Origin of the sequence: Actinoplanes siamensis (assembly GCF_016862395.1) — a bacterium.
In the GTDB taxonomy this organism is placed as follows: Bacteria; Actinomycetota; Actinomycetes; order Mycobacteriales; family Micromonosporaceae; genus Actinoplanes; species Actinoplanes siamensis.
Map to the genome: position 1 here is coordinate 94,402 of NZ_BOMW01000043.1, position 25,851 is coordinate 120,252.

General features: G+C 70.2%; 30 protein-coding genes. 12 read left to right on the forward strand and 18 right to left on the reverse strand.

What is annotated here, in order from left to right:
• Window positions 1-10 precede the first annotated feature (10 nt).
• Genes Asi03nite_RS22440 through Asi03nite_RS22455 form a run of 4 tightly spaced genes read right to left on the reverse strand, consistent with a single transcriptional unit; the run spans window position 11 to window position 2,106 of the window.
• Window positions 11-661 carry an energy-coupling factor transporter transmembrane component T family protein gene (locus Asi03nite_RS22440; RefSeq protein WP_203682396.1) on the reverse strand — a complete coding sequence of 217 codons (651 nt, stop codon included), beginning with the start codon at window positions 659-661 and terminating at the stop codon, window positions 11-13.
• Window positions 658-1,359, reverse strand: coding sequence for an energy-coupling factor ABC transporter ATP-binding protein (locus Asi03nite_RS22445; RefSeq protein ID WP_239102854.1), 702 nt, complete (start codon window positions 1,357-1,359; stop codon window positions 658-660). Before Asi03nite_RS22445 ends, Asi03nite_RS22440 begins: the two co-directional genes overlap by 4 nt.
• Window positions 1,340-1,741, reverse strand: coding sequence for an acyl-CoA thioesterase (locus Asi03nite_RS22450; protein ID WP_203682397.1), 402 nt, complete (start codon window positions 1,739-1,741; stop codon window positions 1,340-1,342). The genes Asi03nite_RS22445 and Asi03nite_RS22450 overlap by 20 nt, the downstream gene beginning before the upstream one ends.
• A gap of 47 nt (window positions 1,742-1,788) precedes the next feature.
• Window positions 1,789-2,106 (reverse strand): CHY zinc finger protein, encoded by a 318-nt coding sequence (locus tag Asi03nite_RS22455; protein WP_203682398.1) that lies wholly within the window; start codon window positions 2,104-2,106, stop codon window positions 1,789-1,791.
• Window positions 2,107-2,539: 433 nt separating this feature from the next.
• Between Asi03nite_RS22455 and Asi03nite_RS22460 the strand changes: the two genes are divergently transcribed.
• Window positions 2,540-3,364 carry a hypothetical protein gene (locus Asi03nite_RS22460; RefSeq protein WP_203682399.1) on the forward strand — a complete coding sequence of 275 codons (825 nt, stop codon included), beginning with the start codon at window positions 2,540-2,542 and terminating at the stop codon, window positions 3,362-3,364.
• A gap of 204 nt (window positions 3,365-3,568) precedes the next feature.
• Here the strand turns inward: Asi03nite_RS22460 and Asi03nite_RS22465 are convergent, their stop codons facing one another.
• Window positions 3,569-4,405: an oxidoreductase gene (locus tag Asi03nite_RS22465; RefSeq protein WP_203682429.1), complete on the reverse strand. Its 837-nt coding sequence runs from the start codon at window positions 4,403-4,405 to the stop codon at window positions 3,569-3,571.
• 107 nt (window positions 4,406-4,512) lie between these two features.
• Between Asi03nite_RS22465 and Asi03nite_RS22470 the strand changes: the two genes are divergently transcribed.
• Entirely contained in the window at window positions 4,513-5,415 is a 903-nt protein-coding gene (locus tag Asi03nite_RS22470; RefSeq protein WP_203682400.1) for a LysR family transcriptional regulator, read from the forward strand.
• 141 nt (window positions 5,416-5,556) lie between these two features.
• Here Asi03nite_RS22470 and Asi03nite_RS38010 read toward each other — a convergent pair whose 3' ends face one another.
• Both Asi03nite_RS38010 and Asi03nite_RS22480 read right to left on the reverse strand, forming a co-directional pair.
• Complete coding sequence (locus Asi03nite_RS38010; protein ID WP_239102855.1) at window positions 5,557-5,736, reverse strand: hypothetical protein; 180 nt, start codon at window positions 5,734-5,736, stop codon at window positions 5,557-5,559.
• Between the two features lie 264 nt (window positions 5,737-6,000).
• A complete protein-coding gene (locus Asi03nite_RS22480; RefSeq protein WP_239102856.1) occupies window positions 6,001-7,257 on the reverse strand; it encodes a cellulose binding domain-containing protein in 1,257 nt (418 codons plus the stop codon).
• Window positions 7,258-7,496: 239 nt separating this feature from the next.
• Here Asi03nite_RS22480 and Asi03nite_RS22485 point away from each other — a divergent pair, with 239 nt between their 5' ends.
• The 5 genes from Asi03nite_RS22485 (at window position 7,497) to Asi03nite_RS22505 (ending at window position 13,241) form a co-directional block, all read left to right on the forward strand.
• The gene (locus tag Asi03nite_RS22485; RefSeq protein WP_239102857.1) at window positions 7,497-8,519 is read left to right on the forward strand and encodes an SMP-30/gluconolactonase/LRE family protein; all 1,023 of its coding nucleotides are present in this window, start codon (window positions 7,497-7,499) and stop codon (window positions 8,517-8,519) included.
• Window positions 8,520-8,556: 37 nt separating this feature from the next.
• Entirely contained in the window at window positions 8,557-10,212 is a 1,656-nt protein-coding gene (locus tag Asi03nite_RS22490; RefSeq protein WP_203682402.1) for a PQQ-dependent sugar dehydrogenase, read from the forward strand.
• Between the two features lie 128 nt (window positions 10,213-10,340).
• A complete protein-coding gene (locus Asi03nite_RS22495) occupies window positions 10,341-12,173 on the forward strand; it encodes a GGDEF domain-containing protein (protein WP_203682403.1) in 1,833 nt (610 codons plus the stop codon).
• Window positions 12,174-12,517: 344 nt separating this feature from the next.
• Window positions 12,518-12,922, forward strand: coding sequence for a hypothetical protein (locus tag Asi03nite_RS22500; protein WP_203682404.1), 405 nt, complete (start codon window positions 12,518-12,520; stop codon window positions 12,920-12,922).
• Window positions 12,923-13,073: 151 nt separating this feature from the next.
• Window positions 13,074-13,241, forward strand: a complete 168-nt coding sequence (locus tag Asi03nite_RS22505) for a hypothetical protein (RefSeq protein WP_203682405.1) — start codon at window positions 13,074-13,076, stop codon at window positions 13,239-13,241.
• Here the strand turns inward: Asi03nite_RS22505 and Asi03nite_RS22510 are convergent.
• Both Asi03nite_RS22510 and Asi03nite_RS22515 read right to left on the reverse strand, forming a co-directional pair.
• Window positions 13,222-13,671 (reverse strand): response regulator, encoded by a 450-nt coding sequence (locus Asi03nite_RS22510; protein WP_203682406.1) that lies wholly within the window; start codon window positions 13,669-13,671, stop codon window positions 13,222-13,224. The two genes, Asi03nite_RS22505 and Asi03nite_RS22510, sit on opposite strands and share 20 nt — an antisense overlap.
• 327 nt (window positions 13,672-13,998) lie before the next feature.
• Window positions 13,999-15,588, reverse strand: a complete 1,590-nt coding sequence (locus Asi03nite_RS22515) for a cellulase family glycosylhydrolase (protein ID WP_203682407.1) — start codon at window positions 15,586-15,588, stop codon at window positions 13,999-14,001.
• Between the two features lie 347 nt (window positions 15,589-15,935).
• Here Asi03nite_RS22515 and Asi03nite_RS22520 point away from each other — a divergent pair, with 347 nt between their 5' ends.
• Window positions 15,936-16,175 (forward strand): phosphatase PAP2 family protein, encoded by a 240-nt coding sequence (locus Asi03nite_RS22520; RefSeq protein WP_275409493.1) that lies wholly within the window; start codon window positions 15,936-15,938, stop codon window positions 16,173-16,175.
• Here Asi03nite_RS22520 and Asi03nite_RS22525 read toward each other — a convergent pair.
• Window positions 16,151-16,834 (reverse strand): response regulator transcription factor, encoded by a 684-nt coding sequence (locus Asi03nite_RS22525; protein ID WP_203682409.1) that lies wholly within the window; start codon window positions 16,832-16,834, stop codon window positions 16,151-16,153. The genes Asi03nite_RS22520 and Asi03nite_RS22525 overlap by 25 nt on opposite strands.
• Window positions 16,835-16,951: 117 nt before the next feature.
• Between Asi03nite_RS22525 and Asi03nite_RS22530 the strand changes: the two genes are divergently transcribed.
• Entirely contained in the window at window positions 16,952-18,325 is a 1,374-nt protein-coding gene (locus tag Asi03nite_RS22530; RefSeq protein WP_239102858.1) for a sensor histidine kinase, read from the forward strand.
• Between the two features lie 242 nt (window positions 18,326-18,567).
• Here Asi03nite_RS22530 and Asi03nite_RS22535 read toward each other — a convergent pair whose 3' ends face one another.
• From Asi03nite_RS22535 to Asi03nite_RS22560, 6 genes are all read right to left on the reverse strand, one after another.
• Window positions 18,568-18,834 (reverse strand): hypothetical protein, encoded by a 267-nt coding sequence (locus Asi03nite_RS22535; RefSeq protein WP_203682410.1) that lies wholly within the window; start codon window positions 18,832-18,834, stop codon window positions 18,568-18,570.
• Window positions 18,818-19,258, reverse strand: a complete 441-nt coding sequence (locus Asi03nite_RS22540; protein WP_203682411.1) for a MerR family transcriptional regulator — start codon at window positions 19,256-19,258, stop codon at window positions 18,818-18,820. Before Asi03nite_RS22540 ends, Asi03nite_RS22535 begins: the two co-directional genes overlap by 17 nt.
• Window positions 19,255-19,590, reverse strand: a complete 336-nt coding sequence (locus tag Asi03nite_RS22545; protein ID WP_203682412.1) for a hypothetical protein — start codon at window positions 19,588-19,590, stop codon at window positions 19,255-19,257. The genes Asi03nite_RS22540 and Asi03nite_RS22545 overlap by 4 nt, the downstream gene beginning before the upstream one ends.
• Window positions 19,591-19,847: 257 nt before the next feature.
• Entirely contained in the window at window positions 19,848-20,381 is a 534-nt protein-coding gene (locus Asi03nite_RS22550) for a cytochrome P450 (protein ID WP_203682413.1), read from the reverse strand.
• Window positions 20,378-20,674, reverse strand: a complete 297-nt coding sequence (locus Asi03nite_RS22555) for a ferredoxin (RefSeq protein ID WP_203682414.1) — start codon at window positions 20,672-20,674, stop codon at window positions 20,378-20,380. Before Asi03nite_RS22555 ends, Asi03nite_RS22550 begins: the two co-directional genes overlap by 4 nt.
• Window positions 20,675-20,800: 126 nt before the next feature.
• On the reverse strand, window positions 20,801-21,760 hold the full coding sequence (locus Asi03nite_RS22560; protein ID WP_203682415.1) for a GlxA family transcriptional regulator: 960 nt from the start codon (window positions 21,758-21,760) through the stop codon (window positions 20,801-20,803).
• A 72-nt stretch (window positions 21,761-21,832) separates the two neighbouring features.
• On the opposite strand from Asi03nite_RS22560, the gene Asi03nite_RS22565 reads away from it, so the two are divergent.
• Both Asi03nite_RS22565 and Asi03nite_RS22570 read left to right on the forward strand, forming a co-directional pair.
• Complete coding sequence (locus Asi03nite_RS22565) at window positions 21,833-22,498, forward strand: HD domain-containing protein (RefSeq protein WP_203682416.1); 666 nt, start codon at window positions 21,833-21,835, stop codon at window positions 22,496-22,498.
• A 108-nt stretch (window positions 22,499-22,606) separates the two neighbouring features.
• Complete coding sequence (locus Asi03nite_RS22570; RefSeq protein ID WP_203682417.1) at window positions 22,607-23,683, forward strand: glycerophosphodiester phosphodiesterase family protein; 1,077 nt, start codon at window positions 22,607-22,609, stop codon at window positions 23,681-23,683.
• A gap of 62 nt (window positions 23,684-23,745) precedes the next feature.
• On the opposite strand, the gene Asi03nite_RS22575 is transcribed toward Asi03nite_RS22570, so the two are convergent.
• Together Asi03nite_RS22575 and Asi03nite_RS22580 are read right to left on the reverse strand one after the other, a co-directional pair.
• Window positions 23,746-24,069 carry an STAS domain-containing protein gene (locus tag Asi03nite_RS22575; protein ID WP_203682418.1) on the reverse strand — a complete coding sequence of 108 codons (324 nt, stop codon included), beginning with the start codon at window positions 24,067-24,069 and terminating at the stop codon, window positions 23,746-23,748.
• A gap of 195 nt (window positions 24,070-24,264) precedes the next feature.
• Complete coding sequence (locus tag Asi03nite_RS22580) at window positions 24,265-24,441, reverse strand: hypothetical protein (protein ID WP_203682419.1); 177 nt, start codon at window positions 24,439-24,441, stop codon at window positions 24,265-24,267.
• Window positions 24,442-24,677: 236 nt separating this feature from the next.
• Between Asi03nite_RS22580 and Asi03nite_RS22585 the strand changes: the two genes are divergently transcribed.
• Window positions 24,678-25,851: methyl-accepting chemotaxis protein (locus Asi03nite_RS22585; protein ID WP_203682420.1), on the forward strand; the 1,174-nt coding region annotated here is incomplete at its 3' end.

A 25,851-nucleotide genomic window follows, 5' to 3' on the forward strand; every position in this document is an offset into this window, starting at 1 on the left:
GTACGGCGGATCATCGGACAGCGCGCCGGTCGGTCGGCGGCTCGGAGTCGTAGCAGCGTGCGTCGATGGCCGCGGAAATTTCCTGCGCCGCCTCGAGGGTGCGCACGATGAGTGGCACGATCACGGCCACCGGACTGTTCTGCAGTCCCCGGGCGAACTGCGCCTCGCGGATCTCGAGGTACCTGTTCCGGATCTCCGGGATGAACCGCACGGTCATCGCGAGCGCGAGGCTCATCTGCTCCGGGTTCAGGCCGAGGCGCCGGGTCGGCCGCAGCGCGGCCTCGAACAGGGCGAGCATCTCGCTGAAGCGGGTGGTGAGACTGATCGCGTACGCGAACAGGCACAGCGTCAGCAGCCGCAGGCAGGCGGTGGTGGCCGCGGCCCACGAGGTCTTGAGGCCGGTGGTGACGAAGACGACGCCGACGATGATCAGCAGCCCGGTCGTCATCCTCAGCAGGGAGATCACCGGAACGCGGGTGAGCAGCACGGCGAGCACCGCGACGGCGAAGACGACGATCTGCGCGACGAGGTCGGACAACAGGTAGACGCCGATCCCCGCCACGAAGAGGAAGCCGAACTTGTAGCCGGCCGGGATGGCGGCGAGAGGCCCGCTCGGCGAGCCGGCGCCGGCGGCGGGCACCAGGCCGGGCGTGCCGGTCACCCGCACAGCTCCTGGTAGAAGTCGAGCGCGTCGGCGGGGGCGCCGTCGAACGCGACGGCGCCGTCGTCGACGACGATCGTGCGTTCGTAATCCGCGATCATGTCGAGGTCGTGGGTGACCAGGACGGCTCGTTGGTCGAGCCGGTCGATCTGCTGCTGCAACCGGCGCCGGTTGCGCAGGTCGAGCATGGTCGTCGGCTCGTCGAACACGATCGTCGACGGATTCATGACCAGCACCGAGGCGAGGGCGATCATCTGCTTCTCGCCGCCGCTGAGCGTGTGCGACTCGCGGTCGCGCAGGTGAGCCACGCCGAGCCGGGCCAGGATCTCATCGACCCGATCGCTGAGCTGGGCGCCGCGCAACCCGAGGTTCTTGAGGCCGAACGCGATGTCGTCGCCGACGATCGGCATGACGATCTGGTTGTCCGGATTCTGGAAGACGAAGCCGACCTGCCTGCGGATCTGCTTCGCGTCGCGGGCGGTGACCAGGTCGCCGACGCGCACCTCGCCGGTCGTCGGCAACACCAACGCGTTCAGCAGCCGGACGAGCGTGCTCTTGCCGGAACCGTTCAAGCCGATGATCGCGATGCGTCGTTCGTTCAGCTGGAGCGTGATGTCGCGCAGCACGTCGTTGCCGGCACGGTTGACCGTGACGTGATCGAGGCTGATGGTTCGGGTGTCAATCGTTCGGGGTGGCAACGGCGTCCTTCAGTTCCTCGGCGAGCTGCGACGGGATGCGGACCGGCGATCGCGACGTGAGGTTCACCCGTACCCACATGACGGTGGCCGACGCGGCCGGCTCCGGGCGCGGCCGGACCCGGTGGACGTCGACCGTGAACGTGATGCTCGCGGCGCCGACGTCCACCGAGCGCAGGGCGCAGGCGTAGTGGTCGCGATACCGCAGCGGCGCGAGATACTCGACGGAGGTCCGTTTCACGAGAAATGCCGCTTCGGCAGTGGCCGGGTCGTAGGTAAGGTCTATCCCCGCGTCGAGCAGTGCTTCGTCGATCGCCGCCTCCGCGAGCGCCAGCAGGCGGGCGTTGTGCAGGTTGCCGTGCATGTCCACATCGGCGAACTGCACCCGGCGGGCCGGGTGCGTCGGTCCGGGGGCGTCCTGGTGGCCGGCGTTCACCGCGTCTCGAAGTACAGGTCGTGGTGCAGGCGGCAACGCTCGTTGAACGGTGCGTCGCAGGCCGGGCATCGGACCACAGCCACATACTCGGCGATGGTCAGCTCGGATCCGCAGGCGCCACAGAGAATGGCGTGCCTGTCGTGTTCGGCGACGGGCCAGCGCACGGTGTCGTGGCCCGCGTGGGAGTCATGACACAGATGACACGGGTAATAGGCGTCGCAGCACTTGAACTTGATCGCCACGATGTCGAGCGGTGTCCGGTAGTGCACGCACCTCGTCTGCCGATCGACGACGTCTCCCAGTACTTCAGGCAACTAGACTCCCTCCCGGCTCCACGACGGGCGGGCGCTGCTGGGCCCGCGGACACGCGCCCACGATATCCACCTCATCGAGGCGGCCGGAAGAGTGAATCGTCACCAGCTGAGGAAGGGCGAACACGAGGCGTGACAGAATAGCTGCCACGTCGGGTGCGCGCTCACGGGTCCGCGGTCTGGTAGCAGCCGGCCCGCCCGCCGGGGTGACGAGCCCCCGCCCACGGCGCGGTTCCGGGATCGGTCAGCCGGCGACGGCGTCTGATCGATGACTGGTGGTCACCCGTCCGCGGGGGACCGCGCTGCCGCCGTCCACGTCTCCGACATCCCGCGCGAGCTCGGCGTCTCCTCCCGCGCCGAAGTCGCCGACCTGGTCACCGGCCACTAGGGACGACTCCCGCTCCCCAGCATTGAGCCGGGTTGATAACCTGCGGTGATGGAGGCATCCATTCCCCGTGATCTTCAGGAGTTCGTGACGGCCGGTCCGCACGGGTGGCGGGTGGTCCTCATTCCCCGCTTCGCGGCTCATCTCCTGACCTCGGCGGGTGCCGGCCTGCTGATTCCCGCGGTGGTGGCGACCCCGCTGACGTTGGTCGCGTTGGCGGTCGCCGTGGCCCTCGGCGGGTTGCCAGCCCTGTGGCAGACCGCCGTGGTCCTGTTCGTGGTGTTCGCGGTGGCCGGCGTCGTGGTCGCGGGCATCTCGGCGCGCGTCGCCGCGACCGAGGTGCGATGGCTGGACCTGCGCTCCGACCGCACGCCGGCCACGCTCACCGTGCGGCAGGGGCTGCGTTCGCGCGAGATCGCGCTGAGCGACCTGCGCGAGGTCACGGTGGCGGAGCGGCACAAGCTGGATGCGTTTCTCGGCGTGCGGGTCACGCTACACACCGGCCTGGAGACGATCAGCGGTGACTTCGAGCCGGCCCGGCGGGCGGTCGAGCTCGTCGACGCCGCCGGGCTCGCCCACTGGATGGCCGACCGTCTCGCCGTCTCCGAGGTGCCGGTGCGGCACCAGGTGGTGCGGGTGCCGGCCCGCCTGACCGTGGAGTCGTGGTGGCCCGCCGAGGAGGTCGCCGCGATCTGGGAGGTGCCGGTCGAGCAGGTTCCGGACATCGCCGAGGAGCACGAGGTGCGCGTCAAGGATCTGGCACCGCGCGTCGGAGCGATGCACATGCCCGGCCGGACGGTGACGCTCTACAACCCCGACGACGTTCACCGCCTGGGTCTTGCCAGACGGGGAGTGCCGCTCGGGGACGCCGCGTAGTGCTGCAACCCGATGTCGTCGCTTACGGCGGTTCCAGTCGTTTGCGGTAGTGACAGGCTCGGAGCCTGCGAGTGCGCCCGCCGGGCATCCGCTAGTCGGCACGAGCGCGAGTCCGGCAACGACGCAGGCGTGACTGTGTGTAGCTCCCGCGAATCGCGGCGTGAGCGTGTATTCGACCGGTGGGGTGCCGGGGTGTCGGCGCCTTCAGTCCAGGTCTGTCGAACGGCTGAGCTTTTCCCATCTCGCCAAGTCGGTTCTCAACAGTTCGTGGTGGGCGATGATGTGGTCGACCGCGTCGTTGCCGAGGGCCAGCCGTAGCGGTGGCTCAGCGCTGTCGAGCACCTCCAGAATGGCCTGTGCCGCCTTGGCGGGGTCGCCCGGCTGGGTGCCGTCCATGGCGTCGACTGCGGCGCGGGTGGACCCCGTCGACACGGCGTATTCCTCGATGGTCCGTGATCGGTGCATCCGGTGGCCGCCGAACTCGGTCCGGAACGCTCCTGGTTCCACGATCAATACGCGGATGCCGAACGGTGCGACCTCCGCCGCCAGTGCCTCGGACAAGCCCTCAAGTGCGAACTTCGCCGAGCAGTACGCTCCGAATCCCGGCATGCTCAGCTGCCCGCCCATCGAGCTGAGCTGGATGATTGCTCCGCTGCGCCGGGCACGCATGTGCGGCAGGGCGGCTTTGGTCACCGCGACAGCACCGAAGAACATCACGTCCATCAAGGCTCGCAGGTCGGCAAGGCTGAGCTCCTCGACGGCGCCGACGCTGCCGTGGCCGGCGTTGTTCACCAGCACGTCGATCCGGCCGAACTCGGCGATCGTCCGCTCGACGGCGGCAACTACTTGCGCGTCGTCGGTGACATCCAGCGGCGCCGTTCGCACTCGACCTCGTCCGGCCGTGATGAGATCGTCCAGCTGGTGCGGTTGCCGCGCGGTGGCCATCACCCGGTCTCCGGCGGCGAGGGCCGCCAACACCAGCTCTCGACCGAATCCGGCCGAAGCACCCGTGATGAGCCACACCCGGCCCGTCTCCATCATTTCCACCGTCGCTCCCGTATGCGTTGTCCACGTCTCGGAACCACCTTGCCGAACCGTCCCGATACGCCGCCAACACAGCCTTCCTGCAGTGGTTACAGTCTTAGCCTGTGAGCGTCGAGTTGCGGCAACTGCGATACTTCGTCGCCGTGGCCGAGCACCTGAGCTTCAGCCGCGCCGCGGAATACCTGAACCTGGCTCAACAGTCGCTGTCGCAGCAGATCCAAGCCCTCGAACGCGGCCTGGGTGTACGCCTGTTCGACCGGGATACCCGCGGCACCCGGCTGACCGCCGCCGGACAGGTGTTCCTGCCCGAAGCACGCGCCGTCCTCACCCGGTTCGACACCGCCGTCGTCGTGGTGCAGCGCGCTGACCGCGGCGAGATGGGCCGCCTCAACCTGGCATTTCTCACCTCGACCGCCAACTACATGCTGCCGCCGGTCGTGCGAGCCATGCGGGAACGATTCCCCGACCTCGAACTGACGACCTATAACGTGCCGATCGATGAACTCGTCGCCGGCGTGCGTGCCGGGCGTTTCGACGCCGCGTTCACCCGCCCGCCACTGGTCGCCGACCTGGTGACCCGGGTACTGGCTGTGGAGCCGGTCTGCGCGGTGCTACCCGCGGGGCACCCCCTCGCCAACCGCGACGTACTGAGCTTGTCCGACCTTGCCGCCGAGAACTGGGTTCTCACGCCGCGGGAGTCGTGGCCGCCCTGGCACGCGAGGTACGACCGGGACTTCGCCGCCGCCGGGTTCACCCCCAGGGTCGTCCAGCGCGCCGCTGGCGTGCCGAATCTGCTCGGCCTCGTCGCCGCAGGCGTCGGAGTGACCCGCCTCGCCCGCTCCGCCCGCAGCATCCGACGCACCGGGGTCGTGTTCGTGCCCCTGGCCGATGACCACGCCGAGACCGTCGTCGCGTGGATGCCGGCCCGCGAAGGACCGGCACTGCGGAACCTCCTCGACGTCACCGCTACCTTGACCGGAACCGCTGACCTCACATCCGCGGGCTGAGCAGGTGAGCGGCGACTTCAATGTCCGCTCGTCGGCAGAAGCGGATACTTGATCGTGCGGCTTCGATGAGCAACCCCGGTGAACCGCCGGGCGGGAATGTCCCCCCGAGGATCTTGCGTGGCCGATCGTCGAGTTCGGCGGCTACCGCGACAGGTCCTCGGCGGTGTGCGGGCTGAGCACGCCGTCCGGGTGGGGCCACTCATGGGCGCCGGCGGCCGTGAGCAGCTCGGCGTCGAGTTCGCCGGTGCGGCGGTCGAGCAGCCCGGTCCAGACCATCGTGGACGTCCCGGCGAGCGGCTGCCCGGCGAGCCGGGCCCACACGTACTCGCCCCCATCGCGACGCCGGCGATGCGGGTGCCCAGCCGCGGGTCGCTCGTCACCGCGTCGAGGATCTGTTCGACCTCGATGGTCACCTGGCCGGGGTCGATGACGGAGGTGCCGTCGGGCGCGACGGTGAACGCGTGCGGCACCCGGGTACCACCCACTACTGGGCCGGGCCACCACGGCGTCCGAGCGCGCCCTGACCGGCGTATGACGCCGTGCCCGGCGACGCGCCGGATGTGGCGGTTGCCGTTTGGGGGCCGGTCAGCTTCCGGTGCAGCTGACCGCGGCCCCGCTGCCGTTGCCGGTGCCCTGGAAACCGAAGGTCACGCTCTGGCCGGCGGCCAGCCGTCCGTTGTAGCTCTGGTTCGTGACGGTGACGTTGCCGCTGGAACCGCTGGAGACGGCGTTCCACACCGAGGTCATGGACGTTCCGGCCGGGAGGCTGAGCGCGACGAGCCAGCCGTTGAGCGCGGTGGATCCGGCGGTCACGCTGACGTTGGCGACGAAGCCACCGTTCCACTGGTCCTGCACCGTGTAGACCGCTGAGCAGGCGGGACCGCCACCGCTGGACGGTGAGCCGGACGGTGTGACCGGTGGCGTGCCGGGCGTACCGTCGCCGAGCGTCAGGTTCTTCTGCTGGACCTGCCATTGGCTGTGGCACAGGCCGCAGTCGGCGCCGACGAAGTTGGCGCCGGCGGTGGTGTCGCCCTTCAGGCGCCACTTGAGGTAGAGCACCGCCACACGGCCGAATTCGCCGCCGTTGGTCTGGTCGTAGGTGCCGCCGTGCCCGACGTTCAGATTGCCCATGAACGCGGGTAGCCCGGCCGGCAGCTTGCCCCAGTCGTCGATGGCGTTCGGGTAGGCGATGTCGCTGGGGCCGCCGATGAAGTAGGCGATCGGCTTGGTCAGTCTCCTGAGCTGGTAATCGTCGCCGTCGTTCAACAACCCGCTGCTGAAGATGGCGGTCGTGGTGACGCGCGTGTCGGCGGAGACGGCGTAGGCCTCGAGTCCTCCGCACGACCACCCGGCCACCGCGATCTTGGTGGTGTCCAGCCTGCCGAAGTACTTGCTGCCCTGCCGGGAGTTCTCCGCGACGGCCCAGTCGATGGACTGGGTGAGCATCTGAGAGGTGGTGGAGCCGGAACCGTTCGGAGCTCCGCTGGCGATCGCCAGGAAACCGTGGGAGGAGATCTCCCGGAGGAAGTTGACCTGGCCGGTGCCGTTGGCCGCGCAGCCGCCGTTGCCCCACACGAAGATGGGAAGACGCTCGGACGGGAGCGTCTGGGGCCGGTAGATGGTGTGGTTCGGCAGGGTCGCCGAGGTCTCGTAGTCGGCGGGATACGGGCCGGACCCGCCGACGGCGGCGTCGGCCGGGGCCGCGCCGAACGCGATGAGTCCGGCGGCGACCGACACGGCGACGACGGCCACCCCCGCGCTGATTCTCGCCCTTCTCGCCGCCGGTGCCGGCACGTCGCCGGCCAGTACCGGGACGACCTCGGCCGAACGGGAACTGGTCACAGGCTCTCCCCTGGCGGCGATGACGGTCCAGCAATTCGCGGAGATCATTGTCTGGTTACCGCTAACAGTATTTAGCGGCATGCTACGGGAGCGCTCCCAAAAGTTCAAACGAGCGAGCGGGATTCGCGCCTCGGCGCACCGGAAGTGGGGTTTCTGGCGACAATCGAGCAGGTCATCGGCGGTTCATGATCCTCCGCTGCCAGGTTGCGAGGTCATCCGGAGGTGTTACGTTAACAATCATGTACGTCTATATGTCGCGATCATTTCGACTCTGCGCGACGGCCATCGCCGGGGCCGCGTCCCTGCTGGCCGCCTCGGTGCCGGCCGCTGCCGGCCCGGACAACCCATCGGGAGCGCCGCCCGGGGTGTGCGAGGCCGGCGCACCCGCGGAATCTCCCCTTCCCGCTACCGCGCTGTCCGCGACCCGGGTCCAGGGCGGATTCTCGTTCCTGGAAGGTCCCGTCTGGATCGCTGACCCCGGCTACCTCCTGGTGTCGGATCTGGGCGCGGCCACCGGCGCTCAACAGGTCCAGCCGTCGACGATCCGCCGGCTGGCCCCACCGGCGCCGGCCGAGACGTTCGTCGCCGCCTCCGGCAGCAACGGCCTGGCGCTGAGCCCGGACGGACAGCAGATCGTCGCCGCCACCCACGACAACCGCGCCGTCTCCGCCTTCCGCCTGTCCGACACCGGCCGTACCGTCCTCGCGGCGGGCTTCCAAGGCCGGGCGTTCAATTCGCCGAACGACGTCACGGTCCGCGCGGACGGCGTCGTCTACTTCACCGACCCCAGCTTCCAGCGGGGCCGCCGGACCGACGAGATGCGCGGCCGGACCGGGGTGTTCCGGGTCGTGAACGGACAGGTCACTCTCGTCGACGACACCGTGCGCCAGCCCAACGGCATCGCGCTGTCCCCTGACGGCCGGACCCTGTACGTCGGCGCGTACGAGGAGAACCGCATCTACGCGTACGCCGTCAACCCGGACGGCAGCACCGGCGCGCGCGCCGTCTTCGCCACCATCGGCAGCCCGGACGGGGTCACCGTGGACTGCGCGGGCAACGTCTACTGGGTCTCGCACAACGAGGGCCGGGTGCACGTGTTCTCGCCGGCCGGTGCCGAGCTCGGCACGATCTCGTCCGGTCCGGAGGCCACCAACGCGGCGTTCGGCGGCCCCGATCGGCGCACCCTGTTCATCACCGCCGGCCGGACCGGAGACTACGGGATCTTCACCGTCCGGCTCGGCGTTCCCGGTTACCCGTACTGATGCTCGCGTTCCGGACCCGGTCAGAAAGGTTGCTCCCATGCGCGCTCTCGCGCTGCCCCTGCTCCTTCCGGTGCTGATCGCCGCCGGCGGATCCCTGCCGCCGGCCGCACCGGCCGACACCGTGCCACCGAGCGCCCCGGCCAGGCTGCGTGCCGGCGCGCTCACATGTGAGGCGGTCACCCTCCGGTGGTCGGCCGCCACCGACGACGTCGGCGTCGCGGCCTACGACATCTACCACGACGGCCAGCTCGTGCGGTCCGTGCCGGGAATCACCAGGTCGGCAACCCTGCCGGTGGTCGGTGGCGCCACCTGGGGCTGGTATGTGAACGCCCGGGACCAGGCCGGGAACGTCTCGCAGGCCAGTCCGACGGTGTCCGTCACGCCGCCCTACTGCGAGGTGGACGACCAGGCGCCGACCGCCCCCGCCGGGCTGACCGGCACCGCGACCGGCACCTCGGTCGTCCTGTCCTGGACCGCCGCCTCCGACAACGTGGCAGTGGTCGGATATGTCGTGTATCGCGACGGGGCCGTGGTGGGCAGCGTCACCGGGTCGGACGGCAACCCGCCCGCGACCTCGTTCACCGACAGCGGCCTGCGCCCGGACACCGCTTACCGGTACGCCGTGCTGGCGCGGGACGCCCAGGGCAACCTGTCGGCCCAGAGTGCCGCGGTGACCGTGTCCACCGGGCCGAGTTGCACCAACCCGGTGTGCGGCACCACCCAGGTGACCACCGAGTCGGATCTGCCCTGGGGCCTGGTCCAGACGCCCGACGGCACGGTCCTCTACGGCCGTCGGGACGTCTTCGACGTCGTGGCGATGAACGCCACCGGCGGTGACAAGCACAGCATCGGCACCGTGCCCGGCGTGCAGGGCACCAACGGTGAAGGCGGTGTGCTGGGGCTGGCGGTCGGGCCGGACTTCACGACCGACCGGTGGCTGTACGTCTACCACACCAGTGCCACGGACAACCGGATCGTCCGGATCCGGTACGACGGGACCCTGCGCACCGACACGCTCCAGGTGCTGCTCACCGGGATCCCGCGCAACAAGTACCACAACGGCGGGCGGCTGCGGTTCGGCCCGGACGGCATGCTCTACGCCGCGGCCGGTGACGGCCAGGACCCGGACCAGGCCCAGGATCTCGCCAGCCTCGGCGGCAAGGTGCTGCGGCTGCGGCCGGACGGCGGCGTACCGGCCGACAACCCCTTCGCCGGCAGCTACGTGTGGAGCTACGGGCATCGCAACCCGCAGGGGCTCGCCTTCGACTCGCAGGGCAGGCTCTGGGAGCAGGAGTTCGGCAACAACGTGATGGACGAGACCAACATCGTGGTGAAGGGCGGCAACTACGGGTGGCCGGCGTGCGAGGGCACCACCGGCGACTGCGCCGCCTCCGGCCTGATCGCGCCGGTACGCACCTACCCGGTCGCGGCGGCCTCCTGCAGCGGCATCGCGATCGTCCGTGACGTGCTCTACATCGCCTGCCTGCGGGGGGCTCGGCTCTATCGTGCGGTGATCAGCGGCAGCACGCTCACCGACGTCCAGCAGTATTTCGTCGGCACCTACGGCCGGTTGCGGACCGTCGAGCCGTCGATCGACGGCAACCTGTGGCTGACCACCAGCACCGGCGGCGACAAGGACAGCGTGCCCGGCAACAGCAACGAACGTGTCCTGAAGGTGACCGTGGGAAGCTGACCGAGCCTCGAACCCGGCGTTCACGTCGCGGCCCGGCCCGGACCGCTCGGCGGTGGCCGGCCACCGGGCAACCATCCGGCAACCGCCGAAGACCTCGGTCGACAATGCGAGGGTGGTGGGATGGTGCGGTGACATCTTCGAGCAGCGGCCCGCAGACCGCCACGGCGCTGGCGGCCTCGCGCACGCCCCGGTCGCTGGCCTGGGTCGTATGGTGCTTGACGGCGGCGGTGCCGGCCGTCGGCCACTTCCTCGTACCGGCGTCGCACGCCGTCGCCCAGGTGGCGTCCTACTGCCTGGTGAGCGCCGGCACGGCGGCCGCGATGGCGGTGGGCATCCGGATGCACCGGCCGGCAGCCAGGCCCGTCTGGTGGTTGCTCGCAGCCGGCCAGGTGATGTACGCCAGCGCCGACGTCGCCTACTTCGTGGCCACCACCGCGGGCGAGACCAACTACCCCGTACTGGCCAACATCCTCTACCTCTCCCAGTACGTGCTCGTCGCCGCCGCGTTGGTGCTGCTGGGCCGCAGGCGCTCGCCTCAGCGCAACACGGCCGCGCTGGTGGACACCGCGATCTTCGCGGTGGCGGCCGCGGTGCTCTGGTGGGTGTTCCTCATCCACCCCGCGGTCGCCGGGCCGGGCTTCTCCGCGCTGGACCGCGTGGCGGCCACCATCTATCCGGTCATGGATCTGTGCGTGCTCACCGTGGCGATCCGACTGCTGCTCGGCGGCGGCGCCCGGCAGGCCTCCTACCAACTGGTGCTGACGTTCCTCGCCTTGACGCTGTTCGCCGACACCGCGTACGGCCTGCTGGCGCTGCACGGAGCGTATGAGACCGGCGGCTGGTCGGACGCGTTGTATCTGACCAGCTATCTCGCGCTCGGTGCAGCCGCGTTGCACCCGTCGATGCGGCAGGTCGCCGAGCCGGTGGAGGGCCGGTCCGGCGCGACGCTGTACCGCGTGGTGCTGCTGGCGATCGCCACCCTGGTGGCTCCGGTGGTGCTGGTCGTGCAGAACCTGCGTCACGCGGCCGGCTCGGACCTCGTCGTGGTGACCGCCTCGGCCGTACTGTTCCTGCTGATGCTCACGCGCATGGCCGGCCTGATAGCGGCGCAGCGCCGGATCGCCATGACCGACGGCCTCACCGGCGTCTACACCCGCCGCTACCTTTCCGATGCGCTGAGCGTGGCGAGTGAGCGGGCGGCGCGGCGCGGCGGCTTGTTCGCGATGCTGCTGGTGGACGTGGATCATTTCAAGCACATCAACGACACGTACGGCCACCCGGCCGGCGATCAGGTGTTGAAGGAGGTGGCGCGCCGGCTGCAGGAGGCGTGCGGCGACACGGACGTGGTCGCCCGGTTCGGCGGCGAGGAGTTCGCGGTGCTGGTGACCGGGGTGGTACCCGACCGCCTGGCAGCGCTGGCGGAGCTGCTGCGGGAGCGGATCGCCGCCGCTCCGGTGCTCGTCGACGGCCGTACGACGATCACCGTGACCGTCTCGGTCGGCGCCGCGGCGCTGCCCGGCACGGCGTCCACCGAGGAGCTGCTCATCGCGGCCGACGGCGCGCTGTACGCGGCGAAGCGCGGCGGTCGCAACCGGGTCGCCGTGGGGGATGTGGAGCGGGTCACCGCTGTCACGCCGGTCGGCGGCGACCCGGCCGACATCGACCGGCAGATCCAGTGCTGGACCGCGGTGGTGCGCGAGGCCGTACGCCGCTGCGGAAAGGACCCGGATCTGCCGGTCAGCATGGTGGCCGGCGTCTGCGCCGCGTGGGCGCACATGCGAACCGGGCGCCCCGGGCATCCCGCACTCTCCGTGGAGCAAGCCCGAGCCGAGCTGCGGCGCTGCCGCGGGGTGCAGTTCCACCCGCACGCGGTCGACGAGTTCCTCGCTCTGGAGGCCGCCGAGGTGGTCGGCACGCCGGAGGCCTCCGCGGCTGCGCGGCTCGCGTCGATGCCCGGATAGCCCAGGCTCCGCTCTGCTTCCGCGCCTCTGGAGCGGCACCCACGTGCCGAGCGGATCTCAGGCCTGTGCGTGGTGACGCCGGTGCCTGCGGTGGACGCCGGAGACGGGATACGCGCACACCGGTGAACGCGGCCGCGGCGACCAGGCAGCCGTACTCCTGTGATCAGGTCGTCGGCGCCGGGTTGCGCGGCCACCGGCACAGCCGAGCGCGATCCGCAGTGGCGGTTCCAACCCCGGGGGCCATGGCCGAGGAACCGTCCCGCCCGGCGTCACCGTTCGCACCTTCAGAGCGGACCGCCGGTCCGGGCGCGATAATCGACGACGACCACCAAGGAGGACTTTCCATGCCGGTGAAACGCAGCCCGCTGTTCCAGGTCATCGCCGCCGTGTCCGTCGCGGTGCTGTCCGCAGGAGTGTGGCTGGGGTGGCTGGGCTGGGACGACGAGTATCAGACCGATCCGGTCACCGGCGCCGAGAGCGGCCCCTACCAGACGTGGCAGGTTGCCGGCTGCGCGCTCACCCTGCTGATCCTGCTGACCGCAGCGGTGCTCGGCGGCGTCCGGCCGCTGTACGCGTCGGCGGCCCTGACCCTTGGTTTCACCACGGCCTGGACTGTCCAGGCGGCGCTCAGCGACGACAGTGGCCTGTTCGCGGCCGGGGCCCTGATGCTGTTGGTCGGCCTCAGCGTGGCCTGCGCCATCGTCTGCGCCCTGCTGACCGGCCTGCAGGACCGCCGGGCGCGGTCCTGACCTGCCGACCCGCCGGTCGGCTTCCCCCGGCCCTCGGTGAAGCCGCTGAGCAGGAGGCGTAGGCGGCCAGGTATGCGCGCGGTCTTCCCGGCCCACCCTGATGCGGCGATCGGAAACCGGCCGGGGGACCTCGGCTGACGTGCCGCGGCCGGTGGCGAGTCACGCCGGCCGCGGGCAGGCGCTCGACGAGGGCGGGGGAGCAGTGGGCGAGGAAGACCGCGACCTGGTGATCGTCGCCGAGGTGGCGTTCGAGGCGTTCATTTACGCGGCGTCCTGGCAAGCGGGCGCCGATCGCGTCGTCACGGCTCCGCGAGCGTGAAGACTCCTCCCGGACCGGGACGGTGGTCGCCGGGTGACGGCGCGGGCGATCGCTGATGGGAACCGGCGAGGACTTCCTCGAGTTCGGCGACGATCTGACGAGGCCGTAGCGGCTTGGGCAGATAGCGGTCGGCGCCGGCGTTGAGCCCTGCCTCGATGTCGTGCCGGTGACTGCTGGCGGAGAACATCAGGATGGCGATGTCGCGGGTGGCGTGCTCCCGCCGAGCCAGCCGGCACAGTTCCATGCCGTTCATGTCGGGCATGCGCACGTCCGTGATGAGACCGGACGGGCGAGTGGTGGTCAGCAGCCGGGCGGCGGCGCTGCCGGTCCCCGCGCCGACCACCCGGTAGCCGGCTTTCTCGAGAGCGAGAGTCAGCAGTTCGCGAATGTCGCCGTCGTCCTCGGCAACGATGATCAGCGGCCGGTCCATCGAAGGTTCCTCTAACATCTCTCACTGCGTCCGGTCAGTATTCTAGAAAGATCGCGTGGACCGAGTGCGAGAACGCGATGTCTGACATCTCGGGTTCGCCGACCTTCACCCGTGAGACAAGTCGGCGACATGGGCGGTGACGCTTAACGCCGTACCGGAGCAAGTCGGTTGCGAGCCGCTCGGCGGGTCCGCGCTCCTGCTCCGGAGGACCCCAGGAGGGCGGCTTTCCGCCGGCCGGCTTGCCTTCGCCGGACCACGCTCCCGGCCCGTGGACCGGTTCTGCCGACGGGTCGGTGCCGCTGTGCGGCACCGGCCCGCCGTGGTGGCTCAGTTGCAGGTGGCGCCGTTGAGCCGGAACCCGGTGGGGGCGGCGGCGTTGCCGGTGTGGGTGGCCTGGTACCCGATGGTGGTCGAGGCTCCCGGCGCGAGGGTGCCGTTGTAGCTGGCGTTCGTCGCGGTGACGCTGCCGCTGGTGGGGGAGTAGGTGGCGCTCCAGCCGGAGGTGATGGCCTGGCCGGCGGCCAGGGCGAAGGTCAGGGTCCAGCCGTTGACGGCGCTGGCGCCGGTGTTGGTGACGGTGATGCTGTTGGTCAGCCCGGTGCTCCACGCGCTGACCGCGCTGGTGACCCGGCAGGCGCCGGCGGGGCTCGACGTCGGCGGCGTGGCGGACGGGGTGGCCGACGGGCTGCTGGGCGGCGGCGTGGAGGGCGAACCGCCGCCGGCGGCGCTGATGATGGCGTCGATGATGCCCTGCTGGGTCACCGTGGCGGAGCTGCGGTTGAACAGCCCGAACCCGTACGCCCCGTTGTAGCCGTTGTCCCAGTAGGCGGTGGCCGCGCCGTACTTCTTGGCGGCGGACACCAGGGTGCGCGCGTAGTCGGCACGGTACCTGTTGTTCGCCGGGTCGGCGGCTGTCTTGTCGATCGACCCGTACTCGCCGACGAGCACCGGGTAGCCGCGCGCCACGAAGGTGTCGTGCACCTTCTTCAGCTGCCCGTCGAGATAGTCCGCCTGTCCCCAGGTCGACGTTTTCAACGGGTTTGTCGCGTTCGGCCCCCACTGCGTGATGGTGCCGTCCTCCTGGCCGGTGAAGTCCCACGGGTCGTAGTAGTGGACCGAGATCATGATCCGCTGTTCGGTGCCGGGGATCGACGACGACCGGTACTGGTCGGTCGGCAGGGCGAACCCGTAGTTGCCGACGGTGTAGTCGATGTTGGTGTTCCAGCCGGGGACGAGCAGCCAGCGCGAGGCGTTCGTCCCGCCGGTCCTGCGGACCGTGTCGACGAAAGCCTGGTTGTAGGCGTTGATGTTGGAGTAGCACGGCTGGGTGGGGTTGCCGTACTGGCCGTCGAACTCCTCGTTCATCGACTCGAAGATGAGGTGTTCGTTGTAGCTCGCGAACCGGGTGGCGACCTGCTGCCACACCTTCTGGTACTTGGCCTTGACAGTGGTCTGGTCGGCCGCGTCGCAGATCAGCCAGGAGCCGGTGACGGACTTGTAGCCGTCGCCGTGCATGTTGATCACGACGTACAGGCCCTGGTTGTAGGCGTAGTTGACGACCTCCTGGATCCTGGTGAGCCAGGCGGCGTCGATCGTGTAGTTCGGGCCGGCCCCGATCTTTCCCAGGTAGGAGATCGGGATGCGGATGGTCTTGAAGCCGGACGCCTTCACCCGGTTGATGAGGGCCTGCGTGACGACCGGGTTGCCCCACGCCGTCTCGCTCGGGATGCCGTTGTTGCCGGCTTCCAGCTGGTTGCCCAGGTTCCATCCGGCACCCATGTCGGCGACCAGTTGAGGAGCGGTCAACTGGGCTGTGACGTCGGCCGAGGCGGGCCTCGTCACGCCGTACCCGGCTGCGGTGAGGGCCAGGGCGGTGGCGGCGATCCCGAGCCCGGCCCTCCTTGCCATCGAACTCATGGGGGGTTCCTCTCGTGCGGTCCGCGGCGCGGGAACTGGCGGTGACTCCGGTCCGCGCTCGGCGGAAGATTGACATGGAAACGCTCCCAGATCAATCGAACCGCTTCGATAATTTTCCGGACGTACGCACTGACAAGGCGTTGAACTGCGTCTTCGGCTCGGAAGCAAGTTTTCGCGATATGTTCGGACACCTTCGCTGCCCGGGAGTTCGGGCGGAGCCCAGCCGAACGGGCTCGCGGCGGGTGTCGTCGGCCCGCGGGTTCCGCGTCGCCGGACATCGCCTGACGGCCAGGCCGATGTGACGTAGCCGACCGCCACCGCTCTTCAGCGGTTCCGCGGCGTTCACCATCGCGTTCGCGGTGTTCGCCTTCCTGAGCCGCCGCTGGGGCGTGGTGCTGACCCTCGCGGCGGCCGCCGTCGGCGTGGCCCGGGTCTGGGCCGGCGTGCACTATCCCGCAGACATCGCGGCCGGCGCGGCGATCGGCCTGCTCGCGGTGGGCGCTGTCGCGGCGTACCGCCGGTCGAGGATCTCCGCGATCGAGCTGATCCGCGCCCGGTGGGCTCAGCCCTCCTCGGCCAGGCGGTAGCCCGCTCCGCGGACCGTCTCGATGGCATTGCGGCCGAACGGATGGTCGATCTTCTTGCGCAGGTAGCCGATGTACACCTCGACGATGTTCGGGTCGCCGTCGAAGTGCGCGTCCCAGACGTTCTCGATGATCGCGGTCTTGGTCATCGCCTGCCCGCGGTGGCGCATCAGGAACTCCAGCAGCGCGAACTCGCGCGGCGTCACCGGTACCTGGGTGTCGCCGCGCAGCACCCGACGCTCCGCGGGATCAAGGGTCAGATCCCCGGCCCGCAGCACCGCCGGCCGCTCCGGCGCTCCACGGCGTACCAGCGCCCGGAGCCGGGCGATCAGCACCACGAACGAGAACGGCTTGGTCAGGTAGTCGTCGGCGCCCAGATCGAGGGCGTCGGCCTGGTCGTACTCGCCGTCCTTGGCGGTCAGCATCAGGATCGGCGTCCACACCTGCCCCGCGCGCAACTGCCGGCAGACCTCGTAGCCGCTCAAGCCGGGCAGCATGATGTCGAGCACGATCACGTCGTAGGCGCCGTACGGTTTCTCGGTGGCGGTCCACAGCCCCTCGGGGCCGTCGTGGACCAGGTCGACAGTGAACCCCTCGTGGCGGAGACCGTCGCGGACGGTCTCCGCCATGGCGACCTCGTCCTCCACCACGAGCACCCTCATGGGGGTTCCACCTTCCGTCGTGCCGCCGGGTCCGGCAGGCTGCCCGGTCACCGCTGAGAAGTTCCTCAAGAGCCCTTTTCAGTACGACCTCAGGAAGGCCTGGTTAGCGTGACCGGCATGCTCCCATTGTTGCGGAGACGACTCGGCGTGCGGATGCGCTCCGCCCTGGCGGCCGGGGTCGTGGTCGTCTTGGCGTCGGTCTTCGCCGGCGCGATCCTGCTGTTCACCGCCCGCGGCATCCTGCTCGACAACGTCAACAGCGCCGCCAAGGACCGGACCGCCCAGGTCATCACCGCGCTCACCGCCCAGGACCCGGGCGCACTCGTGGTCGCGTTACGCGCGTCGGTCCCCGGCCGCAGCCTCGCGCAGGTGGTGACCCCGCAGGGCGAGGTGGTCGGCGCGTCCGGCGCCATCGCCGGGATGCCCGCGCTGTCGGCGCTGCGCCCGGCGGCCGGGCGGCGCCTGCAGGAGACGAAGAACCTGCGCTTCACCGAGGGGGAGCCGTGGCGGATCGTGGCGTCCGGCGTCTCCACCCCGGACGGCGAACGGATCGTGCTGGTCGCCGAGTCGCTGGACGCCGTCACCGACAGCACCGAGGCGATCCTGACCGCGCTGCTGCTGGGGCTGCCGGTGCTCGCCCTCGTGGTCGGGGTCGCCACCTTCCTGTTCGTCGGCCGCACCCTGCGCCCGGTCGAGGCGATGCGCCGGCAGGCCGCGACGATCACCGCGACGAACCTGCACGCCCGGCTGCCCCTGCCGGAGGCCGACGACGAGATCGCGGCCCTGGCCACGACGATGAACACGATGCTGGACCGGATCGAGGCGTCGGCCGCGGCCCAGCGCCGGTTCGTCGCCGACGCCAGTCACGAGCTGCGCAGCCCGCTGACCACCATCCGGGCCAACGCCGACCTGCTGGGGGCCGCGAACCTCGACGAGAAAGCGGGACGCTCGGTCCGGCGCATCCGCGGGGAGAGCGCCCGGATGTCCCGCCTCGTCGAGGACCTGTTGCTGCTGGCCCGCGTCGACGACCAGCAGAAGCCGGTTCGCCGCGAGGACGTCGACCTCGACGATCTGGTCTTCGCCGAACGCGAGCGGGTCGCCACCGAACACCCCGCCCTGCGGATCGAGGGCGGCGTCACGCCGGTCCGGGTGATCGGCGATCCGGACCAGCTCACCCGGGTGCTGCGCAACCTGGTCGACAACACGGTCCGGCACGCCCGCGACAGGGTCACCATCAGCCTGGCCGCTCGCGACGGGCAGGGCGAGATCGTGGTCGGCAACGACGGTCCGCCGGTCCCGGACGCCGACCGCGACCGCATCTTCGATCGGTTTGTCCGCCTCGACGACAGTCGTTCCCGTGACGCCGGCGGCACCGGCCTGGGCCTGGCGATCGCCCGCGACATCATCACCGCCCACCAGGGCACCCTCACCGTCGACGAGCTCAGCGAGGGCGCCGCCATGCGGATCCGCCTCCCGCCATCGCAGCAGTGATCGCCGTGGTGATCACTGCGGTGACCGTGGTCGCCGGCCGGCGTTGTGGACGCAGACGAACAGGACACCGGGTGTGGTGGTCGCTGCTGACCGACCTGGATACTTCAGCTTCGTGTCCGGGCCGCGTGTTCGGCCCGGGCACGGGTCTGCGCGAGACGGTAGGAGCCGGTGCCGGTCTCGATGAGGTTGCCGCCGAACGTGAGCCCGTCCACCTCAGTGATCGTCGCCCGCGGTCTCCGAGGTCACCGCGCCGCGCAGGCGCAGCCGCCTCCGGCGCATCCGGTGTGGTGGCGGCGCCGTGACGCCCACCACCAGGCGCCGCCCGCGGCCCCGGCGAGGGCGACCGCCGCGCCGGGCATCCAGGAGACAGCGGCGGCCCAGCCCGCGCCGGACACAACGCCGGCCGCGAGCAGCATCGGGATGACGCAGCAAGCGGCACAGGCGAGCCCGGCCGCACCGGTCAACCCCGACGGCAGCAGTCGGCGAGCGCGGTCAACGAGAGTCGGCATCAGGAGCTCCTGGCGCGATAGTGGCGAACGGGATCGGGCAGCACGGTCGGCCGGCGCAGGCCACCAGGTCGTCGCAGCCGGCCTCGACGGCGGCCCGCAGCGTCGAGGCGATCACCTGCAAGTCGGCGATCTTCGCCTCCACCTCGGCGAGCTTGGCTTTCGATCGTTCCTGGAGGCCGGCGTCCCGGCGGCCATGCCGATGCCCCGCGGTGTCCAGCAGCTCGGCGACCTCGTCGAGGGTGAACCCGAGCCGCTGCGCCGCCTTGATCACCTTCAGCACGGTGACCGCCTCGGCCGGGTAGAGTCGGTGCCCGCCGAGGCTGCGCTCCGGTTCGGCCAACAGCCCACGACGTTCGTAGTAACGCAAGGTTTGCAGGTTCACCCCGGCCGCGTCGGCGACCTGGCTGCTGCGCAGACCGGTCACGACCGCATCCGGCCGGCGGCCCGATGCTGCAACGCGTCCAGGAGGTCGACCTGTGCGCCCGGGACCGCGATCAGCATTCGCAGCACTCCATCGCCCGGATCGAAGGTGAAAGTGAAGAGCGAGCAGCAGCTGCTCTCCCGGCCAGCCAGGTCACGAGCCGTCGCCTCGGCAGCGGGATCGAGCTCCCAGCACAGTGCCGTGGACGAAGGGCGCTGCTGATCGAGCAGCGCGGTGGCGGACAACTCGTCGAACGCAGCCAGCCGCAACGGCCGATCGGCGGCAGGCAGAGTGCACGCCTGGGGCGTCCACGCCCGGTCCTTGGTAATGGTCATGCCCCTGACGGTAAGCCTGTACCCGAGTACCGGATGCAAGCCCGGGCCGCCACCGATCTCCAGCGCCTGCCGACGCGAATACGGTCGCGCACAGTGGCTCCCCACCTGACGAGCGCCGCTTCCGGCTGGCGCCAGCGGGCTCCGGAACACGCTGATCAGCGGCTCTCGAACCCGCGGGCAGCACCAGCTCGCACGGCGTCGCCGCGATTCCGATCGGTGAACAGGTGCACGACGCGTGCTCGGCGGCGGGACGACTTTCAGGCCGGTTCGACGCTGTCGTAGGCGACGGCCAGGTGGACAGGCCCCCGCAGGATGGGACTGGGCCGGTAGGGTGGCGGGTCGGCGAGCAGCCGCGGGTTCCGCAGCCGTCGGGCCAGCTGGGTGAGCGCGAGCTGCGCCTCCAGGCGGGCCAGTGGAGCGCCCAGGCAGTAGTGGATGCCGCCGGCGAATGACAGGTGCACATTGTCGGTCCGGTCGGGGTCGAAGCGGTCGGCGTGCGGGAAGCACTGCGGGTCCCGGTTACCCGAGGCGAGCAGCACCGCGATCGGATGGCCCATGCGGATGGTGGTGCCGCCGACCTCGATGTCGGAGATCGCTGACCGGAAGGGCAGGATGTGCACCGACGGTTCGTAGCGCAGCAACTCCTCGACCAGTCGAATGGCGAAGCGGGGTTCGCTACGCAGCCGCTGCAGCACCTCGGGATGGCGTTGCAAGGTCAGCCAGCCGTTGGTGATGAGGTTGACGGTGGTCTCGTGCCCGGCGATCAGCAGCAGGACCAGGGTGCTGATCAAGTCGCCGCTTTCCAGAGGCCCGCGACCACGATCCGGCCTTCGCGGCGCAACCGGTCGTCGGTCGCGGCCACGACCGTCTCCGCCGGCGGGGGCACGGGCAGGTCGGCCAGGTCCACCTGCAGCGCTTGCACCGGGCACGCGGCAGCGGCGCGCAGCACCTTCTCGCCGAGCTCGGCGGACGGCGCCGGGTCGAACAGCAGCGCCTCGTCGCCGACCATCCGGAACGCTTCCGGAGCCAGGAACGCGCACTGCGCGTACCCTTCGCATTTGGTGAGGTCCACCACCACACGCATGCGGTCATCATCCCAGAGATCAGGGCGGTTTGTCCTGATCGCGGTTATGGTCGGACGGTACTTCCGCATACGCCACGAGATCGACCGGGACCTCTCGCCCGTTCTCCGGCGCGGCGGCGGGGACGGTTACGGCTTGCGCTCGGACGGGACGGCGACGGTGCGGAAGGCACGGCGGTAGGCGGTCGGTGTGGTGCCGACCAGGTTGCGAAAGTGCGCGCGGAGATTGATGGCGGTGCCCAGGCCGGCGCGGCCGGCGATCTGGGCGACGCTCAGGGTGCTGCTCTCCAGCAGCTCACGCGCGCGGTCGATGCGGGCGTGCAGCAGCCACTGCAGCGGGGTGCGGCCGGTCTCGGCGACGAAGCGGCGGGCGAAGGTGCGTGGTGACATGGCGGCCCGGTGGGCGAGTTCGGGCACGCTGACGCGGCGGTCGAGGTTGGCCAGGGCCCAGGCCCGGGTGCCGGACAGCGAGGTGTCGCCGGCGACGACGGGCGACTCGATGAACTGGGTCTGGCCGCCGTCCCGGTGCGGTGCGGCGACCACCTTGCGGGCGACCCGGTTGGCCGCCGCGGCACCGTGATCACGGCGTATCAGGTGCAGGCACAGGTCGATGCCCGCCGAGACCCCGGCTGAGGTCAGCAGCCGGTCCTCGTCGACGTAGAGCACGCGCGGGTCCACGGTGATCCGCGGGTATCGAGCCGCGAGTTCGGCGGTCCGGCTCCAGTGTGTCGTCGCGCGACGGCCGTCCAGCACCCCTGCGGCGGCCAGGGCGAAGACGCCGGAACAGATGGAGACCACCCGGCCGCCGGCGCGGTACACCTGTGTGATCGTGTCCAGCACTTCCCGCGACGGATCGTCGGCAGGACTGGTGTAGCCGGGAACGATCAGCGTGTCGGCACGGCGGGCGTCGGCGAGGGTTCCCGGCACCCGGACCGTGAAGCCGGTCGTGGTCGCGACCTCGGGCTCGGGGCCGCACATGGTGAGCCGGTAAGGCAGGTCGAGGTGTTCGCCGAAGATGCTGGCCGGGATGCCCAGGTCCAACGGCACCACCCGGGGCAGCGCGAGTACCGCGACCGCATGCTCGACCATGGCAGGATCCTATCGAAGGAGGGCTTTCGGGCCACTCACTCTCCGGTCGCCGGCGGGCCCATGATGATCACCATGACGACGCACCCCGCTACGCCGCCGCCCTCGGACGTCCTGACCCTGCCCGACAACGAACTGGCCACGGCCACCCTGGCTCTGGTCGCCGACGCGGAATCCATCGAGGTGGCCAACCACAGCGTCCGCAGCTATCTGTTCGCCCGGCTGCTCGCCGAGCATCAGCAGGCCGTGGCGGGCCGTGACTACCAGCCGCAACTGTTGTTCGTGGCCTGCGTGCTGCACGATGTCGGCCTGTCCGCCCTGGGTGACCGCCGGCAGCGCTTCGAGATCGACGGCGCGGATGTCGCCGCCGAGTTCCTCACCGCTCGCGGGTTGCCCACCGCCGACGTCGACGCCGTCTGGGACGCGATCGCGCTGCACACCTCACCGGGTATCGCCGAGCGCCGCAGCGTGCTGTGCGAGCTGGTACGACGCGGCGTGGGTGTGGACATCGGCCTCGACGCGGCCTTCGTGACCGAGGCCGACGCCGCGCGGATCCACGCCGCCCACCCGCGGCGGGAGATGACACGCTCGCTGGTCGACACCATCGTCGCCCAGGCACACGCCAGACCGGAGAAGGCACCCCCGTACTCCCTGGCGTGGACCTTCCTGCGCGAACGCGGCACCGCCCCGCATGTCACCGCCCTGGAAGCCGCCGCTGCCGCCTCGCGGTGGGGCCGCTGAGCGCCGTGGCGCGCAATGCCTTCGGCAACGTTCACCGCGCTTCCACCCGGACGCTACGACACCGGACCTATGGTGCTGGTAGTCGTTGAAACGTCGATCGGAGGCGTGATGGCTGCCCTTCAAGCGGCGATCGGTGTGGTCATTTCAGCCGTGCTCACTGCCGGGGGCAGCGCCAACTCACCACCGGTGAAGCATCCTGACGGGCACGCCTCGACGATCCGATTCGACCTGCAGGCCCACCGGGGTGGTCTCGGCCTGACCACCGAGGAATCGCTGCAGGGGTTCGCGAAAGCGCTGCGGCTGGGCGTCAGCACCCTCGAACTCGACACCCACGTCACCAAGGACGAGAAGGTCGTGGTCAACCACGACCGGCAGATCAGCGCGGTGAAGTGCCGCGACACCGCACCGGTCACCGAAGGCGACCCGCAGTACCCGTATGTCGGCAAATACCTCAAGGATCTGACGCTGGCCCAGATCAGGACGCTCGACTGCGGATACCAGCAGCTGCCGGGCTTTCCCGAGCAGGAAGTCATCCACGGCTTCCGGATGGTCCAGCTCAAGGACGTACTCCACCTGGTCAAGCGCTACCACGCCACCGGCGTCACGCTGAACATCGAGACCAAGGTGGAGGCCGGCGCGCCGGAACAGACCCAGCCGCGGGAGCTGTTCGTGCGCCGGGTGTACGAGGAGATCCACGCCTCGGGCATCGAGCGGCAGGTCACCATCCAATCGTTCGACTGGGGCGCCCTGATGCTGATGCACCGGTTCGCGCCCCGGTGGCCGCTGGTGGCGCTGACCAACTACGACTTCCTGCAGGTCGGCCAGGCCGGCGCGTCGCCGTGGCTGGGCGGGCTCGACGCCGACGACTTCGGCGGGGACTTCGAACGGGTTGCCGCGGCGATCCCCGGCGTCACGGCGCTGTCCCCGGTCTACGGCTTTCCGCAGAACGCGACGATCGGCGACCCGGGCTTCCGTTTCTACGTCAGCGCGGCGATGGTGCGGCAGGCACACGCCCGCGGTCTGAAGGTGATCCCGTGGACCTGCGACGACCCGGCGACCGTCGTGGCGTTGATGGACCTGGGTATCGACGGGATCATCACCGACTACCCGGACCGGGTGCGTCAGGTCATGGCCGAGCGTGGCATGCGACTGCCCGAAGCGTACGGACCTCGTCCGCCGCGGTGATCTTGTCGGCGCCCGGCCGGTGTGGTCTCGCCACCAGCGATCGGAAACCGGCCGGGAGAGCCTCAGCTGACGTGCCGCAGCCGGTGGCGAGGCACGCCGGCCGCGTGCAGGCGCTCGGCGAGGGCGGGGGAGCGGTGGTCGAGGAAGACCGCGACCTGGTGATCGTCGCCGAGGTGGCAGGCCGCGGCAAGGGTGCCGAGATTGATCGGGTCCAGGTCTACGGCGTCGGTCAGGTCCAGGACCAGCCGGAGAGGCCGGTCGTGACGGATGGCGCGGACCACGGTGCGGCGTAGTCCGATGGTGTCCTCCGCGTCGAGGCGGCCGAGGGGGTGAATGACGAGGGTGCCGTCCGAACTGGTGGTGACGTCGACCGTGGCGGTCGTCATCGCGTTACCTTTCGTTTCCCGGTTCTCTTCGAGGCGTCAAGGTTAGAGCGCTTCCAAGGGCGCGGCGAGAGCCGCGCGGGAAAGTTCATCTGATGGCAGCCCGGTCACGACGCCGGCGCATCCGTTTCCGGGATGAGCATCTGCGCCACGGCGGCCAGGGCCGCCGCAGTGCTGGTGCTCTCCCGGCATGCCCGGTCACGGCGCGGTCGCGAAGACCGCTGCGAGCGCGACCATAGCGCTCACCAGGCACACCAACAGCCCGATCATTGACAACCGCTGATTGCGTACGGGATCGCGGGCGACCGGCTGTTCCAGGACCAGCCACGTCGTGCCGCCGAGTGCCGCCATCGCTGCTATCACCAGAAGGATCATCTGCAGACCCGTCGTAGACGATGCCTATCGCGAGTCCCATCCTCCGCCGCGACGGCGGCGCGGTTGCAGAGCGCGGCTGAACATCCAGCGAACATGTGCCCCGTGCCTACGCCGGGCCGACCCGCATAAATGAACACAAGATGAACTCTCGCTGTCGGTCAATTGAAGTGCGGGGCGCGGGCTCAAATCGATGTCCCGTATGCCGATGGAGTGATGCCGAGCAAAGGGAGAGGGACGTGACCGGTAACCGTGGGTTGGGGCAGTGGTGCAGGGACCGGAAGGTCTCGACCAAGGTGCTTGCAGTCGCCGCCGTGGCGATCGCCGGAACCGTCACCACCGGGATCCTGAGCATCACCGGCATTGGTGCGCTGCAGAACAGCCGGAACACCGAGATCGCGAAAGTGCTCCCGTACAGCACGAACCTGAACGCGGCCGCGCTGGCCGCGAAGGCCGCGGCCAACGATGAGCGCGGTTTCCTGCTCAAGGGCGATGCCAGCTTCAGCAAGGAGGCGTTCGGCCGTAAGGAGAAGGTCGACGGCGCGCTGGCCGCGGCGCGCGAGGTCGCCGATTCGGCGGAGGCGTCGCGGGTGGAGGCGATCCAGGCCGCCACCGACAAGTGGTTCGCGGCGCTGCGGAGCGAGTTCGCCCTCTACGCGGATCAGCCCGCCGCTGCCACCACGCTGGCTCTGGGCGCCAACCGGGACCTGCGCAAGGCGTACGAGACGCTGCTCGCCCAGGAGATCGACTACGCCGACGCGGCGCTGCTGAAAGGCAAGGAGTTCGACGCGACGGTGTCCCGGACCCGTACGCTGGTCACCGTCATGGCGAGCACCGCGCTGGTACTCGCCGTGGTCGCCGCGCTCTACGTGGCGCGCCTGCTGGTGCAGCCCCTGCGCCGCGTCGGCCAGGTCCTGGACCGGGTCGCCGAGGGAGACCTGTCCGGCGACCTCCAGGTGCACCAGCGCGACGAGATCGGCGCCATGGCGGACTCGCTGCGCCGCGCCACCGGCACGCTGCGGCAGACAGTGACCGATCTGGGCGAGCACGCCCAGACCCTGGCTGCCGAGGCCGAAGCGCTGGCCCAGACCAGCAGGCACAGCTCGGCCAACGCCGAGCAGGGCGCCCAGCAGGCCGCCACGGTTGCCGAGTCGGCCGCGACGATGTCGCACAACATCCAGACCGTCGCCGCCGGCGCCGAGGAGATGGGCGCCTCGATCCGCGAGATCAGCCAGAGCGCCACCCAGGCCGCACAGGTGGCGTCGCGGGCCGTGGAGGTCACCTCCGCCACCAGCGCGGTGATGGCAAAGCTGAACGAGTCGTCGGCCGAGATCGGCGACGTCATCAAGACGATCACCGCGATCGCCGAGCAGACCAACCTGCTGGCCCTGAACGCCACCATCGAGGCCGCGC